The sequence below is a fragment of the Ochrobactrum sp. AN78 genome (assembly GCF_029909885.1).
Classification (GTDB): domain Bacteria; phylum Pseudomonadota; class Alphaproteobacteria; order Rhizobiales; family Rhizobiaceae; genus Brucella; species Brucella quorumnocens.
Map to the genome: position 1 here is coordinate 55927 of NZ_JASAMU010000005.1, position 13797 is coordinate 69723.

The window sequence follows — 13797 nt, forward strand, 5'->3', positions numbered from 1 at the left end:
CTGCATTAAATGTGTTCCAGGTAGATTCCAATGACCCCGCTAGAACCATCCGACATCAAAATTCTCAACGCATTGCAGGAGGACGGACGCCTGACCAATCAGGCGCTCGCCGAAAAGGTCAACATGTCGACATCGCCAAGCTGGCGTAAAATGCGCAAGCTGGAAGAAGATGGCGTCATACAAGGGTACCGCGCCACACTGGACCGGAAAGCCATTGGCCTCGGCGTCATGGCTTTTGTGCGGATCAAGATCGACAGCCACAGTGAAGCCGAAGCTGAGCAATTTGTTGCCGAACTGATGGGCCTTGATGAAGTCATCACCTGTTACAGCATTGCGGGCGACGCAGATTTTCTGCTGCAAGTCGTATCGCATGACCTCGATACCTATGCGGATTTCGCCATGTCGACCTTACGTCGCCTTCCCCGCATCAAAGAGATGCAAACCACCTTCGTTCTGAAAGAAACGAAAGGGTTCAAAGGTTTCCCTTTGCATTACGCGCGATCAGTGAAGACTGGCGCCTGAAAGAGCAGCAGGTTTTGGTCCGCCATATGCCCAATCGAGCAATTCGATTGTATGCACGATCGGTAACTGGCTGCCGGTTGCGATTTGCGTCATACAGCCAATATTGCCGGTTGCGATCAAATCTGCCCCTGTGGCCTCAATGTTCTTGACCTTACGGTCACGAAGCTTGGTGGCTATTTCAGGCTGCATGATATTGTAGGTGCCAGCTGAGCCACAGCAAAGATGCCCCTCCAGAGGCTCCCGCACCGTGAAGCCTGCCTTAGCGAGCAAATCCTTCGGCTGACGCACCACCTTCTGACCATGCTGCATGGAGCACGCCGAGTGATAAGCAACAGTCAGGCCTGCCGGCTGTAGAGGCTCGGGCAGCTCGATTGAGGTCAGATACTCGGTCACGTCCTTAGCCAGCGCGGAAACCTTTGCTGCCTTGTCCTTATATGCCGGGTCCAACCGCAGCATATAGCCGTAATCCTTTATCGTCGTACCGCAACCAGACGTCGTTACGATAATGGCGTCCAAGCCACCTGCTTCGATTTCGCGGGTCCACACATCAACGTTGTGCCGTGCTTGCTCGAGCGCTTGCTCCTCGCGGCCCATATGGTGCACCAGCGAGCCACAACACCCCTCGCCCTTTGGCGTTATCACCTCGACACCGATCCGGTTAAGCAAGCGCAGCGTGGCAGCGTTGATGCCGGGATTGAGCACCGGTTGCGCGCAGCCATTGAGGATTGCAACCCGTCCGCGCTTTTCGCCCTTCGCGGGGCTGATAGCGTCGATCTGCTGTCGAGCGGGTAAATATTGCGGTGCAAGATCGAGCATGGCAGCCACGGGCCTTAATGTGTCGCTCTTACGAAACAGAGAAGCGAATGGGCGTCCGAGTTTTGCCAGTTGCAGCGCCAGCCGGAACCGACCCGGATATGGCAGAACCTGTGCCAAAACCCCGCGCAGAAAGCGGTTCATAAATGGGCGTTTATAGGTCTTCTCGATATGCGACCGCGCGTGGTCGATCAGATGCATATAATTGACGCCCGACGGACAGGTCGTCATGCACGACAGGCACGACAGGCAGCGGTCAACATGCCGAACGACTTGTTCATCAGCCGGGCGATTATTCTCCAGCATATCCTTGATAAGATAGATGCGCCCACGCGGGCTATCCAGCTCATTGCCCAGCGTCACATATGTCGGACATGTTGCCGTGCAGAAGCCGCAATGCACACATTTGCGCAAGATTTTTTCTGCCTCATTGACGCCGGGATCAAGCAGTTGCTCAGGACTGAATTGGGTTTGCATGGCGTCACACTCCTGCCTGCTCAGGATAAATACGGCCCGGATTGAGAATATTCTCCGGATCAAACTGCTGCTTGAGACGTCGCGACAAAGCGGCAAGCGCGGCCGATTGCGGCTCAAATACATCGGTATTTGCACGCACCTGCTCCGGTGCCCGGACCAGTGTGGCATGACCCCCGCCATATCTGGCAATAAGGGTGCGGAGTATCTGAGCCTCGGGCTCGGATTCCATACGCAGCCAGATCAATCCGCCCTGCCAGTCATAATAAGCATCTGCACCAGCATGGCGTCGGAGTTCATCCACCATTTTCCAGCCCTGCATAGGTGCCATGGAAACACGCCACACTGCGCGCTGATCACCCTTTTTCACAAACGGCAGCACATCGCGCACCTCGCGCCAGAGCTGACGCGACTGTGTCTCATCGAGAAGATCAATCACTCCAACAGAACCCAATAACGCCCGCAATTGCGCGCTGCGATGGCGCACGGAAGGCGCAAAACCCTCGATCCGCAGAATGGTCGCGGCCTCACTGCCCAATTGACCGTCCAGAAAACGCCATGCCACGCTTGGCGGCAAATGCGCGCTTGAAGCTACCTCTTCTCGCGACCCCATAGCCATGGCCATGATGCGGCTAGCGGCCTCATCATCAAGCCCGCGCACGGCAAGCGTTGCAACTGTTTCAGGCGCAGGCAAAACCTTGAAAGTCACTTCAGTGGCGACGCCCAGCGTCCCCCAAGAATTGGCCATGCCTTTTGAAAGATCGTAGCCGGTCACGTTTTTGACCACGCGTCCGCCGGATTTGAACAACTCCCCACGCCCCGAAACCACACGCACGCCCAATATATGGTCGCGTGCGGCACCGGCTTTGAGGCGGCGCGGCCCTGACAGATTGGCCGCAAGCGCACCCGCAATCGTGCCGCTTCCCGACTCGCCAGAAAGAAGTGGGCCGTAATCCATCGGCTCAAAATGAAAACACTGCTTGTTATCGGCCAGCAGTTTCTCGATTTCGGCAAGCGGCGTTCCAGCCTTTGCAGAAAGCACCAGTTCATCAGGCTCATAAAGTGTCACACCGGACAGGTTCGACACATCAAGCACAGCACCTGTTGCCATCGGTCGTCCGATACCGCGTTTGCTGCCCCGACCGATGATTTCAAGCGGCGTTGAATTGGCCAAGGCCCATTGCACCGCCTCCAGAACACCCGCCTCATCCTGCGGCTTTATTATGTTTGTGTCAGTCATCATCAAAACCGCTTATTAAAATCGGGGAATGTCCGGAAAAGCCAATTCGCCACGATGAACATGCATGCGGCCAAGTTCGGCGCAGCGACGCAATTGTGGGAATACCTTGCCCGGATTGAGCAGATGTTTGGCATCAAAAGCACATTTGACCCGCATCTGCTGATCGAGATCGATCTCGTTGAACATGACCGGCATCAGATCACGCTTCTCGATGCCAACGCCGTGCTCACCGGTCAACACACCGCCAACCTTAACGCAAAGCCGCAAAATGTCGGCACCGAAATCTTCGGCCGCCTCCAGTTCACCCGGAATATTCGCATCATAAAGGATGAGAGGATGGAGATTGCCATCGCCTGCGTGAAAGACATTGGCGACACGTAGCCCGTATTTTTCGGAAAGATCGCGCATACCTGAAAGCACACGGGGCAATTCCTTGCGCGGTATCGTGCCATCCATGCAAAGATAGTCAGGTGAGATACGGCCTACTGCCGGAAACGCAGCTTTTCTCCCAGCCCAGAAAGCCAGTCGCTGCTCTTCCGATTGCGAAAGTGTGCAGGTGGTCGATCCATTTTTCAGTGCGATTGCTTCCACCTGACCAATCAGATGATCGACCTCTACCGGAGGACCGTCGAGTTCGACAATCAGCAACGCTTCAACATCCAGCGGATAACCCACACGGACAAAATCTTCCGCTGCCTGAATGGCCGGTCGATCCATCATTTCCATGCCGCCGGGAATAATTCCACAGCCGATAATATCAGCCACACACTGGCCTGCCTGCTCGCTTGAAGGGAACCCGACCATCACCGCACGCGCTGTTTCCGGCTTCTGCAAAATACGCACGGTGATTTCCGTAACCACCCCCAAAAGGCCTTCAGATCCTGTCATGAGACCCAACAGGTCATAGCCTTCGCTATCGAGATGCTTGCCACCAAGCCGCAACACTTCGCCCGTAATCAACACCATTTCGATGCCAAGCACATTATTGGCAGTCAGCCCATATTTCAGACAATGCACGCCACCCGCATTTTCTGCAACATTGCCGCCAATGGAGCATGCAATCTGCGACGACGGATCAGGTGCGTAATAGAAACCTTCGTGTTCGACGGCCTTTGTGATGCCAAGATTGGTCACGCCCGGCTGCACGACTGCGACGCGGTTTGGGTAATCGATTTCCAGGATACGATTAAAGCGCGACATGCCTAGCAATACAGCATCGACCAGAGGCATGGAGCCGCCGGAAAGCGACGTGCCCGCACCACGCGGCACGACGCGAATTTCATTGTCATGGCAATAGCGCAATATCTTTGAGACTTGCTCAACCGTTTCGGGCAACACTACAACAAGCGGCAGCGCACGATGCGCGGTCAGTCCGTCGGTTTCGAACACCCGCATGGCATTGGTCGTATCGACAACCCCCTCGCCGGGTACAATTGCCTTAAGATCAGCAACGATCGTCTCGCGCCGTTCAAGAACCGAAGCATTTGGCTCCGGCATAATCAGTCCGCTCATGTGATCCTCCGCCTCCCCAGAGTGCATTCGGCATCGCTTGGGTCAAGTGGTAATATTATTTTACCAATTGGCCTATAGCGAAACAGTTGTGACGCTGCGGCATAATCGCCTTGCGGTCCTTTGCCCGCCTCGGCTAGATGAGCCAGTTCATATATCTGCCAGGGAGGATTTGAAACTATCATGATGAGCAGTCTGGCCGATATGGAGATTTTCGCACGTGTTGTCACAACAGGCAGCATGTCAGCCGCCGCGCGTGATCTTGGATTGTCCCCGGCGGTCGTTTCCAAAAGACTGGGAAGACTAGAAGAACGTCTCGGCACGCGTCTTTTGCAGCGAACCACACGTCAGATTGCTTTGACCGAAGCCGGTCAAGGTTATCATGAGCGCGTTCTGGCAATTCTGAGCAATATCGAAGAGGCAGAAGCCTTCGTTGCCCGCAGATCAGCAAACGCGCGCGGGACACTGAAAATATCAGCCCCGACGACCTTCGGGCGCATGCATATCGCGCCCTATCTTGTGCCTTTCATGCGGACCAACTCAGACCTCACGGTCAATATGCAGCTTTCTGACGAGATGGTGGATATCGTTGGCGATGGCTATGATCTCGCGATCCGCATTGGCGAATTGTCGGATTCGACACTCGTCGCGCGACGTCTGGCACCAGTGCGCCGTGTTCTGGTTGCCTCACCGCATTATATCGCGGAGCGGGGCACGCCGGAAACCATCGAGGATCTGCAAGCGCATATTTGTCTTGCTCCGCACAATAATGACCCCTGGCGGCTGGAAGGACCAAAAGGACCGATCACCATTCGCCCGCAAGGACCATTGCAGACCAATTCAAGCGAAATGGTTCGCGAAGCAGTGCTTGCGGGGCTTGGCATTGCGCAGCGCTCGACTTGGGATGTCGGTCCGGAACTAGCCGCAGGCAAGCTCGTACAGGTGCTGCCTGATTATTCCGCTTCCCGCAATGTCGCGATCCACGCCGTCTATCCCTCAAAACAATTCCTACCAGCAAAAGTACGATTGTTCATAGATTATCTGGCTGATCTTTACGGGCCCGTTCCTTATTGGGAGAGCGGTAGTTCTCCACAAGATATGCCCACAAAATAGACGAAGCCAATGTGATTGCGTATGACAGCGTGGCGCTTTTGTTAAAAGCGCGCAATGCAGTCGGCTAAGCAATTGATTAGCAATAGCCTTATAGCCCCATAATTCAGCGAATCGGATGGACCGCCTCCCACATCAGTCCGATTTTTGAGGAATGAAGATGAACACACCTACCCGCCTTATTCTCGCAATCGTCGTTGCCGTCATCGTCGGTTTCGGCTTCATGTTCTACGACAAATCGCGCGGCGCAGAATGGGTCGTTTCCCCGCAGCAGATCGAACAGGCGAAAGCCGAAGGAAAGGCTGGCTTCGAAAGCCGCCCGGGCACAGTTACCGTGCTTCCTATCCGTAGTGAAACCGCCGATGCCCTTCCCATCAAATGGGCAATGTATGGTCTTGTTGCAGGGCTCGTTGCTTTCTTTTCAGGCCGAAAGCGTAAGAAGGCCTGAAGCAGAGCTGCAATCTTCTCAAACCCCGGAAGCATGCCTTCCGGGGTTTTTGTTTAACCTGTAAACTCCCCGTTGCTCGGCTGACGCCTTAAGGCTAACTTGCCGCCGATATGGAGAGGGCTTCGAACGGCATGGCCGAGACAATTTTTTCACGCATTCAAGCGAGCCGTACAGCGGATGATGTCGTCCACCAGATCGAGAGCCTGATTCTCGAAGGCGTCTTGCGCGGTGGCGACCGGCTTCCGGGTGAACGGGAACTTGCACGCCAGTTCGATATTTCCCGTCCTATTCTGCGTGATGCACTGAAGCGGCTTGAAAATGCCGGTCTTCTCACATCGCGTCACGGTGGTGGTACATTCGTTGCTGATGTCATCGGACAGGTTTTCAGTGCACCAGTGGTGAAGCTTTTTGCCGAACATCGCAAAGCAAAGGGTGATTATCTGGAGTACCGCCGCGAGATAGAGGGCATTGCCGCTGAATTTGCAGCACTGCGCGCGACGCCTGCTGACAAGGCGCTCTTGAAGGAAATCATCGTCGCAATGGAAACGGCGCACGGTGCCGGTGATTTTGATACGGAAGCGCGGCTTGATGTCGATTTTCACAATGCTATCGGTGAAGCCGCACATAATATCGTGCTGCTGCATACATTGCGCTCTTGCTATCAACTGCTCAAAGACGGGGTCTTTTACAACCGCAGTCTGATTTACAATTACCCCGGCGTCGCTGACATGTTCCTGTCACAGCACCGCGCCATTTACGATGCTGTCATTGCAGGCAACCCGCAAGCTGCCCGCGAGGCGGTTCAAAAGCACATCCGCTTTGTCGAACAGGCGACGAATGACAGAGAACTGAACGATGAACGTGAGCGCGTATCCCGCTTGCGCTATCGTCAGCGTGCTGGAAAAGACGCAAAGGAAAGCGACGACTTATGACTGGCGTGACGTTGAAGGACGCTAAAGGACCAGAAGGCGTACGGCTTTATGCTATCGGCGACATTCACGGACGTCTTGATCTTTTGCAGGATATGCATGGCCTTATCCGCGCCGATCTCGACCACAGTCCCGTGCATGACTGGCGGATTATTCATCTTGGCGATTACATCGACCGCGGACCGGATTCTAAAGGTGTTCTTGATTTTCTGATGAATGCATCAGCACACGATCCACGCATTGTGTCTTTGATGGGAAACCATGACGATGGTTTTTTGCGCTATCTTGCTACTGGAGATACGAATGGGATTTTTGCCCATCATGGCGGCAGCGATACCGCACGTTCTTATGGGATTGAGGTGGATTTCAGCGATCCGGTTTCGGCAGTGTCGGGATATCGGCAACTCGTAAACGCGATACCGCCAGCGCATATCGATTATATCCGCTCTATGCCGCATACAGCGAGTTTCGGTGATTTCTTTTTCTGTCATGCGGGCGTTAACCCGGCAGTGCCGCTCGACGCTCAGGACCCCGACGAACTGATGTGGATCAGAACGCTGTTTCTGAAATGGACCGATCCCTTGGAAAAGGTCATTATCCACGGCCATACGCCGCAGAGTGCAATCGACATTCAACCCAATCGGGTTAATCTCGATACTTATGCCTGGAAGAGCGGAAAGCTGTCATCCATCGTGGTCGACGGTTCTGAAAAACGCTTTCTCGAAGCGATCGGCCCAGCCGCCAGTCCAAAAAATTAACGCGCGCTGGAAATGCCGTAACCGTCAGTCGAGGTCATGCTGTTACCTGCATCGACTGTAAAAATACCAACTGCCATAAACACGATCGCAGAAATCATCAGGACGGTGAGGAGCGCGGCATGCTTAGCGGTCATGATCGAAAACTCTTTAGAGGGTTACCGGGAGGATCGGGAAACCGAGCTTTCATAATGAGCAAGGCTTGCGCCCTGTCCGATCACTTGCCACCCGGAAGTTGGCCTCAGTTACACCTGAAAAAAGTTACCCGCAACTGAACACGGGGACTACAATTGTCGCTTTCCAAGGGAAAAACCCAAATGGTTCCCCCCTGTGGCAAAGTCGCAACGCCTTATCGGCTGGAGGTGTTGTTTGCAGGCAACTTTTTGGGCATCCGCGCTAGATCAGATTGGTCCATGCACGTGCGAGGGCAGCGCCAGCCTTGTCTGCAGCAGCCCCCGAACGTTGCAAATGTGCAGGAAATTCAGAAGGCCATTCAGGATCAAACTCAGCGATCATGTCGCTAAGCGTTTCATTCCAGTCGACAACAAGTTTTGTGTCCGCTTCAAAATGAAACTGGGTACCATAGATTGCCCGGCCAATCCGGTAGGCCTGATGGGCAGTCATATCGCTGACTGCCATGTGAATAGCCCCTTCTGGCAATGAAAACGTATCGCGGTGCCAATGGAAAATCGGAAACGCAGAACCTGCGGCACCAAGCATCGGATCGCTTTTCCCTTTCTCGGTCAGCCGCACTTCGTGCCAGCCAAACTCCATAGGCCGATCCAGAATATTCTCGGCTCCATATGCGCGCGCAACAAGCTGGCTACCGAGGCAAATGCCAAGTACCGCCTTGTCATTATCGCCGAAAGCGCGAATGAGATTGAGGAGATCTGGGAAATATGGGAACTCGGCATCCGCAAGTGCATTCTGTTCGCCACCAAGCAGAATAAGCGCCTGATGATCACTGTCATCTTTTGGTAGAGCGTCGCCCTGATAGGCATGCCGCAGATCAATCGAATGACCCGCCTCAAGCAATATAGGCTCAATTTGTCCGAGGCCCGAATCTGGATAATTCTGGATGACCAATACGCTCATAGCCCAAGCCCCACAGCGACTTCTTTACGCAAATTTCCAGAGCGGTTTCAGTTAAGTTTAATCACTGGAACCGCTCTAACTATTTGTTCTCACGCATTATCCTACGCAAAACCGCTTCGCACCTTTTCTAGAAATGCTCTAGCATGAAAAAAGCCCGGACAATAGCCGGGCTTTATTTCTCTTCATGTGCAATTTCAGTTCACGACCAAAACGCTGACTGTGCGACCGGCCACCAGATGAACGCCTTGTGGCACTTCCTCCAGTTTCACTCTAACCGGCACGCGCTGTGCGAGGCGAACCCAGTTGAACGTTGGTGAAACATTAGCAAGCAGGCTTGTTGAATCCGTGCGCTCACGGTCTTCAATGCCGCCAGCAATGCCTTCGACCTTGCCTTTCAGCTGCACCTTACTACCCATTACATCAACCAGAACCGCATCGCCGATCTGGATGCGCTCAAGCTTGTTTTCCTCGAAATAGCCGGAAACATAAAATGAATCTGTATCGACCAGCGCTGTGACAGCGGAACCCGTCGTCACATAATCACCTGGTTGAAGCGAAAAATTGGTGATCACACCATTCACGGGAGCCTTGACCGAAGACCGATCAAGATTAAGCGATGCCAGATCGCGATCGAGCTCTGCCTGACGATAGGTGGCTTCCGCTTGCTGGGTTGTCGTTTCGATCTGCTCCATTTTCTGTTGGGTCACAGTCGTATCATTGAGCTTGCGGTAGCGGATCTGATCGCGATTAGCCATATCCAGTGCAGCCTTGCTGCTGGCAAGCTTCGCATCGGCCAACTGGAGCGCAAGCTTGTAGCGGGCCTGATCAATGCGGAAAATCACCTCACCTTGCTGGACCGTCTGATTGTCATGAACAAGAACTTCGCTCACCAGACCAGAAACGTCCGGAGCGATGCGCACGACATCCGCACGTATCTTGCCGTCACGTGTCCATGGCGCGTTCATGTAATAGTCCCATAGATGCCAGCCAAGCAGCCCTGCCATTGTGACCATGACGAGGGTGAGGAAAACCCGGCCGGAATGTGCAAAGAGCTTTTTCATAGTGTTATTCCATTCAAGAGTACGGCGCTTACGCCGAGAATGCAGAAGTACATCGCGGCATCGAACAAAGGACGATGCCATACAAAACGATAGAAACGGGCGCGCGCCAGCAGATGCTGCAGCACGGAATTGGTGAAATAAGCGCCGAGCGCCAAAACCGCCAAAGTCGGAAGATAAATCCCATAGATGTCGAGCTCGGGTCTCATGATTATTCAAGTTCCATTCGTGCGAAATACGTGCCTTATGCGGCCTGCGGCAGCTCGAGTTGCGGCTGCGGTGGAAGCGCAAAGGGCAGCGCTTTCGGAAATAGGTTGAAGCGCAAGCCAATCAGGGCGATACGAGGCCTCTTCGCGATAGCCGGTGAACCATTTTCGATGATGATAGTGATCGCCTGATCTATAGCGGCCAATAGTCGGGCATCAATTTCTTCACGCGCTTCCGATCTGGCGTCACGTGACAGCGCCCGATAATGCGCACCAACGCCATCAAGCACCACGTCCACCGCCTCGCGACAGGAGGCAGGCAGTTTCGACCGATATTGCTGCAAATCAATCGTGTTCATGCCATTGCGCAAATCACGCAACAGATCGACCTTCGCAATATCGGCAGCTGGTATCAAAGCAAGGCGCGGCGTCATCATGCCGATGCGATCAATCATCTTGAGCAGCAAACGGTTCATACGCTGACGCCGATGGCGGCCCGGCTGACGTTCGGTTGCAAGCACAATATCATTCCAGCCGGCCCTGACGAGACGACGCACGCTCCATTCAGCACCGACTGACCGCACGATCGATGTCACCACAGCGGCAATAACGATGCCCAGAACCGTGGCGAGGTTAGCATTGGCGAAGCTCACAAAATCATGTGTCAGATGGCCCTGAAGCATCAGCATGTTCGGCAGGTTCACGCAAAGCACCATGCCGAGCAAAAACTGTGATGGAATGGCCAACAAAATACCGGCGGGGATCAGAAACAGGCCAAGAACGAGAACCAACGGGAAGAAACCATCCACCAGCGGCAACAGCGCAAATTCAAACACGAAGGCAGCAGCAATCACGATCAGCAGCAGCCAGTTAAACTTGCGCATCACCGGAACAGGATCGTCCATGCCGGCAAAAATGCAGCAAAAAATCCCGGCCATCATGGCAGCGGCACTCCCCTGCGCCCATCCGGTCGCAATCCAGAACGCTGTGGCAATACACGTCGCCAGAAAAGCCGAAAAACCTGAGAGGAAGGCCATGCCATAATCTCGGTGCTGCGGGCGCGCCTTCAGATGCGCGTCGTAGCGGCGCCAGCGCAGCGAATGACGCGAACCGGAAATGATGTCCTGACACAGCGTGATACAGTCGCTCCAAATCTGAACAAGATCCCGCACACGCGCTGCCAGATTGAACGGCAGCAACTCAGCCCAGCTATCGGCATCCTTGCCATGCTTTTCGATTTCGTCGAGATAACCAAGAAGTATTGCGCGGCGCTGTTCTGTCAGGGCTTCACCACTCTCAAGCCAGTCACAGGCTTCATCCAGAAGTTTCTGTACCGCTGGATGCCAGGGCTTTTCACCCTCACCGGGCTTCAGTACCAACACATCATGCAGGCTGGAAACGATTGGTAGAACGGCAACCATGCGCTGCTGCAGTACATGCAAAAGTGTCCCGACATTGCGGATAGAGGACGTATCATAGGCCACATGCGTCGTCAGATTGCGCAGTTCCAGAGCATCAGCAGCAAGCCGCTGGCGGTCGCGCCTGAATTCAGGGCTGTCACCGTCGCCGCGCAGCGTTGCAACAGCAAGTTTGGAGCCGTCACGCAGCCAGTTATCGATACGCGCAACCAGAACGGGGCCACTATGGCGTGGAAATACCAGACGATTGACCACAGCCGCGCAAATGATACCGATAGCAATTTCTTCAACACGGCCCACGGCATAATCGAAAGTCGTGGCGGGAGCGGAGACAACCGCGAAACTTGCGATCGCTACGGTATAGCCGGCAAGCATGAAAAGGTAACTGCGTGGTGTGCCATCAAGCAGGCTGATAGCGAGACAAAGCCCCATCCACAGGCCGATTGCCAGCGTTAGAATTTCAGGCGAGTTGACCAGATGCGGCACGAAAACAATCGTGACGGCACCGCCGATAATTGTACCGATCAGACGATAAAAGCCCTTGGATGTCGTCGCGCCTGAAAGCGGATGCGCAACGATGTAGACCGCCGCCACCGACCAATAAGGGTTGGGCAGATCAGCCATCAGGGCAATCCACAGCGCAAGCATGGCAGCCGCGAAGGTCTTCAGCGAGAAGACCACGTCCCAAAATCGCGGCATTGTTTCAGCGGGCTTAATCATCGGCTTTAAGAATTTTCATTACAATAAGTTGCCTGCCTTCAAGGGAAGGCCGGATGTTGCTTACCTCCCCGTCAGGAAGGCTGGTTCTGGAATTTCTCGTGAAGCTTGCGCAAGACATCCATCGCGACATCAACCGCATCGGGATCAAGGTCGCCCAGAAAAGCCATGCGCAGGCGCGCCGCAGTCTTTTCCACTTTTGCCGCTAGGGCTCGACCCTCATCCGTCAGCTGAATGAGTTTAACCCGGCGATCCGTGTCGTCCGGGATGCGTCGGATCAGGTCTTCCTTTTCCAACTCATCCACAACGCGAACAATCGTTGCTCCTTCAATTCCGACTCTTTCGGCTAGCACGCCCTGAGGAATGCAATCGCCATGCCGTAAAAGCGTCATGAGCGGTATAGCTTTTGCATCCGATAGGCTGTGCTCGGCCATTGCTGCGTCGAAGGCTTTGCGCCATCCACGGGCATTGGCAGACAGCAGCGGTGCAAATTCGGCCCAAGCTTGGTTCATCACTTAAATTCCATTCAAATAGATAGCTTCATATCTATATGGATACAATCTAGTTCAAATCAACTACTTTATCAGTCCCATCAAATGTTTGTGTAGCCACCCATTCAATTTACCCCAAATGACCAAAAGGCTTGACCATGGGGCCGGCCCTCTGCCATCGATGCGATCATGCGCGCGAATTATAAAATGCAGAGACTTTATATCGAGGCCGGCCCTGGCGATGGAAGACTGGGCGATGGCGTAACCGTGGAAGCGCCAACGCAGGCCGCTCATTATCTAACGCATGTGCTGCGATTGAAGGACGGCGATGAAATCCTCGCTTTCAACGGGCAGGATGGCGAATGGAAAATGCGATTGCGGCCTGAAGGCAAGAAACGCCTGTTTCTTGAAGCCATTGAGCAAACACGGCCGCAGCCTGAGCCTTGTGATTTGATCTACTGCTTTGCCCCGCTGAAACAGGGACGGCTTGATTATATGGTGCAGAAGGCCGTGGAAATGGGGGCAGGCGTTTTGCAGCCGGTTGTCACGCAGCACACGCAGGTGCCAAAGCTTGGGACAGACCGCATCAAGGCCAATGCCATCGAGGCCGCCGAACAATGCGGTGTGCTTGCTATCCCCGAGTGCCGCGATGCAATCCGCTTTGATCGTTTTCTGGCGCAGTGGGACCAGTCGTGCCGCCTCATCTTCTGCGATGAAGGCCATGAAGCAAATGACCCGCTAACTATTCTGAGCAGTTTAGAGCTCGGCCCCTATGCGGTTCTTATCGGCCCTGAAGGCGGTTTTTCAGAGACTGAGCGACAGCAATTGCACAGCCTCCCGTTTGTAACTGCCATTCCACTGGGGCCTCGCATTCTGCGTGCAGATACGGCAGCCGTTGCAGCACTTACGCTTGTCCAAGCGGTGTTAGGCGACTGGAAAGCGAACACATGAATATGAGAAAATCCAATCATCAATGAAATTGACTTGCGCGATTTGACAAATTTGTCCAATC

The 13797-nt window shown here is 54.1% G+C and carries 15 protein-coding genes; 6 read left to right on the top strand and 9 right to left on the bottom strand.

Annotated elements, in window-relative coordinates:
- Window positions 1-30: 30 nt before the first annotated feature.
- Window positions 31-522 (top strand): Lrp/AsnC family transcriptional regulator, encoded by a 492-nt coding sequence (locus QBD00_RS11285; protein ID WP_318579525.1) that lies wholly within the window; start codon window positions 31-33, stop codon window positions 520-522.
- Here QBD00_RS11285 and glcF read toward each other — a convergent pair.
- From glcF to QBD00_RS11300, 3 genes are read right to left on the bottom strand one after another with little or no spacing between them, the layout of a single operon-like run.
- The gene (gene glcF, locus QBD00_RS11290; RefSeq protein ID WP_191793396.1) at window positions 502-1812 is read right to left on the bottom strand and encodes a glycolate oxidase subunit GlcF; all 1311 of its coding nucleotides are present in this window, start codon (window positions 1810-1812) and stop codon (window positions 502-504) included. The genes QBD00_RS11285 and glcF overlap by 21 nt on opposite strands.
- 4 nt (window positions 1813-1816) lie before the next feature.
- A complete protein-coding gene (gene glcE, locus QBD00_RS11295) occupies window positions 1817-3049 on the bottom strand; it encodes a glycolate oxidase subunit GlcE (protein ID WP_191793417.1) in 1233 nt (410 codons plus the stop codon).
- A 15-nt stretch (window positions 3050-3064) separates the two neighbouring features.
- On the bottom strand, window positions 3065-4561 hold the full coding sequence (locus tag QBD00_RS11300; RefSeq protein WP_191793395.1) for an FAD-linked oxidase C-terminal domain-containing protein: 1497 nt from the start codon (window positions 4559-4561) through the stop codon (window positions 3065-3067).
- 180 nt (window positions 4562-4741) lie between these two features.
- Here QBD00_RS11300 and QBD00_RS11305 point away from each other — a divergent pair, with 180 nt between their 5' ends.
- The 4 genes from QBD00_RS11305 (at window position 4742) to QBD00_RS11320 (ending at window position 7803) form a co-directional block, all read left to right on the top strand.
- Complete coding sequence (locus tag QBD00_RS11305) at window positions 4742-5671, top strand: LysR family transcriptional regulator (RefSeq protein ID WP_151091015.1); 930 nt, start codon at window positions 4742-4744, stop codon at window positions 5669-5671.
- Between the two features lie 157 nt (window positions 5672-5828).
- Window positions 5829-6116 (top strand): hypothetical protein, encoded by a 288-nt coding sequence (locus QBD00_RS11310; protein ID WP_151091017.1) that lies wholly within the window; start codon window positions 5829-5831, stop codon window positions 6114-6116.
- Between the two features lie 131 nt (window positions 6117-6247).
- Window positions 6248-7048, top strand: coding sequence for an FCD domain-containing protein (locus QBD00_RS11315; protein ID WP_151091019.1), 801 nt, complete (start codon window positions 6248-6250; stop codon window positions 7046-7048).
- Window positions 7045-7803, top strand: coding sequence for a metallophosphoesterase family protein (locus QBD00_RS11320; RefSeq protein WP_151091021.1), 759 nt, complete (start codon window positions 7045-7047; stop codon window positions 7801-7803). The genes QBD00_RS11315 and QBD00_RS11320 overlap by 4 nt, the downstream gene beginning before the upstream one ends.
- Here QBD00_RS11320 and QBD00_RS11325 read toward each other — a convergent pair.
- From QBD00_RS11325 to QBD00_RS11350, 6 genes are all read right to left on the bottom strand, one after another.
- Complete coding sequence (locus QBD00_RS11325; RefSeq protein ID WP_007877997.1) at window positions 7800-7937, bottom strand: hypothetical protein; 138 nt, start codon at window positions 7935-7937, stop codon at window positions 7800-7802. The two genes, QBD00_RS11320 and QBD00_RS11325, sit on opposite strands and share 4 nt — an antisense overlap.
- A gap of 259 nt (window positions 7938-8196) precedes the next feature.
- On the bottom strand, window positions 8197-8895 hold the full coding sequence (locus QBD00_RS11330; RefSeq protein ID WP_191793394.1) for a type 1 glutamine amidotransferase: 699 nt from the start codon (window positions 8893-8895) through the stop codon (window positions 8197-8199).
- Between the two features lie 194 nt (window positions 8896-9089).
- On the bottom strand, window positions 9090-9956 hold the full coding sequence (locus QBD00_RS11335) for an HlyD family secretion protein (RefSeq protein WP_318579526.1): 867 nt from the start codon (window positions 9954-9956) through the stop codon (window positions 9090-9092).
- Entirely contained in the window at window positions 9953-10162 is a 210-nt protein-coding gene (locus QBD00_RS11340; protein WP_318579527.1) for a DUF1656 domain-containing protein, read from the bottom strand. The genes QBD00_RS11335 and QBD00_RS11340 overlap by 4 nt, the downstream gene beginning before the upstream one ends.
- Before the next feature lie 35 nt (window positions 10163-10197).
- Complete coding sequence (locus QBD00_RS11345; RefSeq protein ID WP_318579528.1) at window positions 10198-12297, bottom strand: FUSC family protein; 2100 nt, start codon at window positions 12295-12297, stop codon at window positions 10198-10200.
- Window positions 12298-12368: 71 nt separating this feature from the next.
- A complete protein-coding gene (locus QBD00_RS11350; protein ID WP_191793391.1) occupies window positions 12369-12806 on the bottom strand; it encodes a MarR family winged helix-turn-helix transcriptional regulator in 438 nt (145 codons plus the stop codon).
- A gap of 168 nt (window positions 12807-12974) precedes the next feature.
- On the opposite strand from QBD00_RS11350, the gene QBD00_RS11355 reads away from it, so the two are divergent.
- A complete protein-coding gene (locus QBD00_RS11355) occupies window positions 12975-13736 on the top strand; it encodes a 16S rRNA (uracil(1498)-N(3))-methyltransferase (protein ID WP_318579529.1) in 762 nt (253 codons plus the stop codon).
- Window positions 13737-13797: the final 61 nt, after the last annotated feature.

What these genes read in the sequence shown, in the direction of transcription:
- QBD00_RS11355 (WP_318579529.1), top strand. Translation starts at nt 12,975, where the DNA reads ATGCGCGCGAATTATAAAATGCAGAGACTTTATATCGAGGCCGGCCCT.
- glcE (WP_191793417.1), bottom strand. Translation starts at nt 3,049, where the DNA reads ATGACTGACACAAACATAATAAAGCCGCAGGATGAGGCGGGTGTTCTG.
- QBD00_RS11320 (WP_151091021.1), top strand. Translation starts at nt 7,045, where the DNA reads ATGACTGGCGTGACGTTGAAGGACGCTAAAGGACCAGAAGGCGTACGG.
- QBD00_RS11330 (WP_191793394.1), bottom strand. Translation starts at nt 8,895, where the DNA reads ATGAGCGTATTGGTCATCCAGAATTATCCAGATTCGGGCCTCGGACAA.
- QBD00_RS11340 (WP_318579527.1), bottom strand. Translation starts at nt 10,162, where the DNA reads ATGAGACCCGAGCTCGACATCTATGGGATTTATCTTCCGACTTTGGCG.
- QBD00_RS11345 (WP_318579528.1), bottom strand. Translation starts at nt 12,297, where the DNA reads ATGATTAAGCCCGCTGAAACAATGCCGCGATTTTGGGACGTGGTCTTC.
- QBD00_RS11325 (WP_007877997.1), bottom strand. Translation starts at nt 7,937, where the DNA reads ATGACCGCTAAGCATGCCGCGCTCCTCACCGTCCTGATGATTTCTGCG.
- QBD00_RS11285 (WP_318579525.1), top strand. Translation starts at nt 31, where the DNA reads ATGACCCCGCTAGAACCATCCGACATCAAAATTCTCAACGCATTGCAG.
- QBD00_RS11300 (WP_191793395.1), bottom strand. Translation starts at nt 4,561, where the DNA reads ATGAGCGGACTGATTATGCCGGAGCCAAATGCTTCGGTTCTTGAACGG.
- QBD00_RS11310 (WP_151091017.1), top strand. Translation starts at nt 5,829, where the DNA reads ATGAACACACCTACCCGCCTTATTCTCGCAATCGTCGTTGCCGTCATC.
- QBD00_RS11305 (WP_151091015.1), top strand. Translation starts at nt 4,742, where the DNA reads ATGATGAGCAGTCTGGCCGATATGGAGATTTTCGCACGTGTTGTCACA.
- QBD00_RS11315 (WP_151091019.1), top strand. Translation starts at nt 6,248, where the DNA reads ATGGCCGAGACAATTTTTTCACGCATTCAAGCGAGCCGTACAGCGGAT.
- glcF (WP_191793396.1), bottom strand. Translation starts at nt 1,812, where the DNA reads ATGCAAACCCAATTCAGTCCTGAGCAACTGCTTGATCCCGGCGTCAAT.
- QBD00_RS11350 (WP_191793391.1), bottom strand. Translation starts at nt 12,806, where the DNA reads ATGAACCAAGCTTGGGCCGAATTTGCACCGCTGCTGTCTGCCAATGCC.
- QBD00_RS11335 (WP_318579526.1), bottom strand. Translation starts at nt 9,956, where the DNA reads ATGAAAAAGCTCTTTGCACATTCCGGCCGGGTTTTCCTCACCCTCGTC.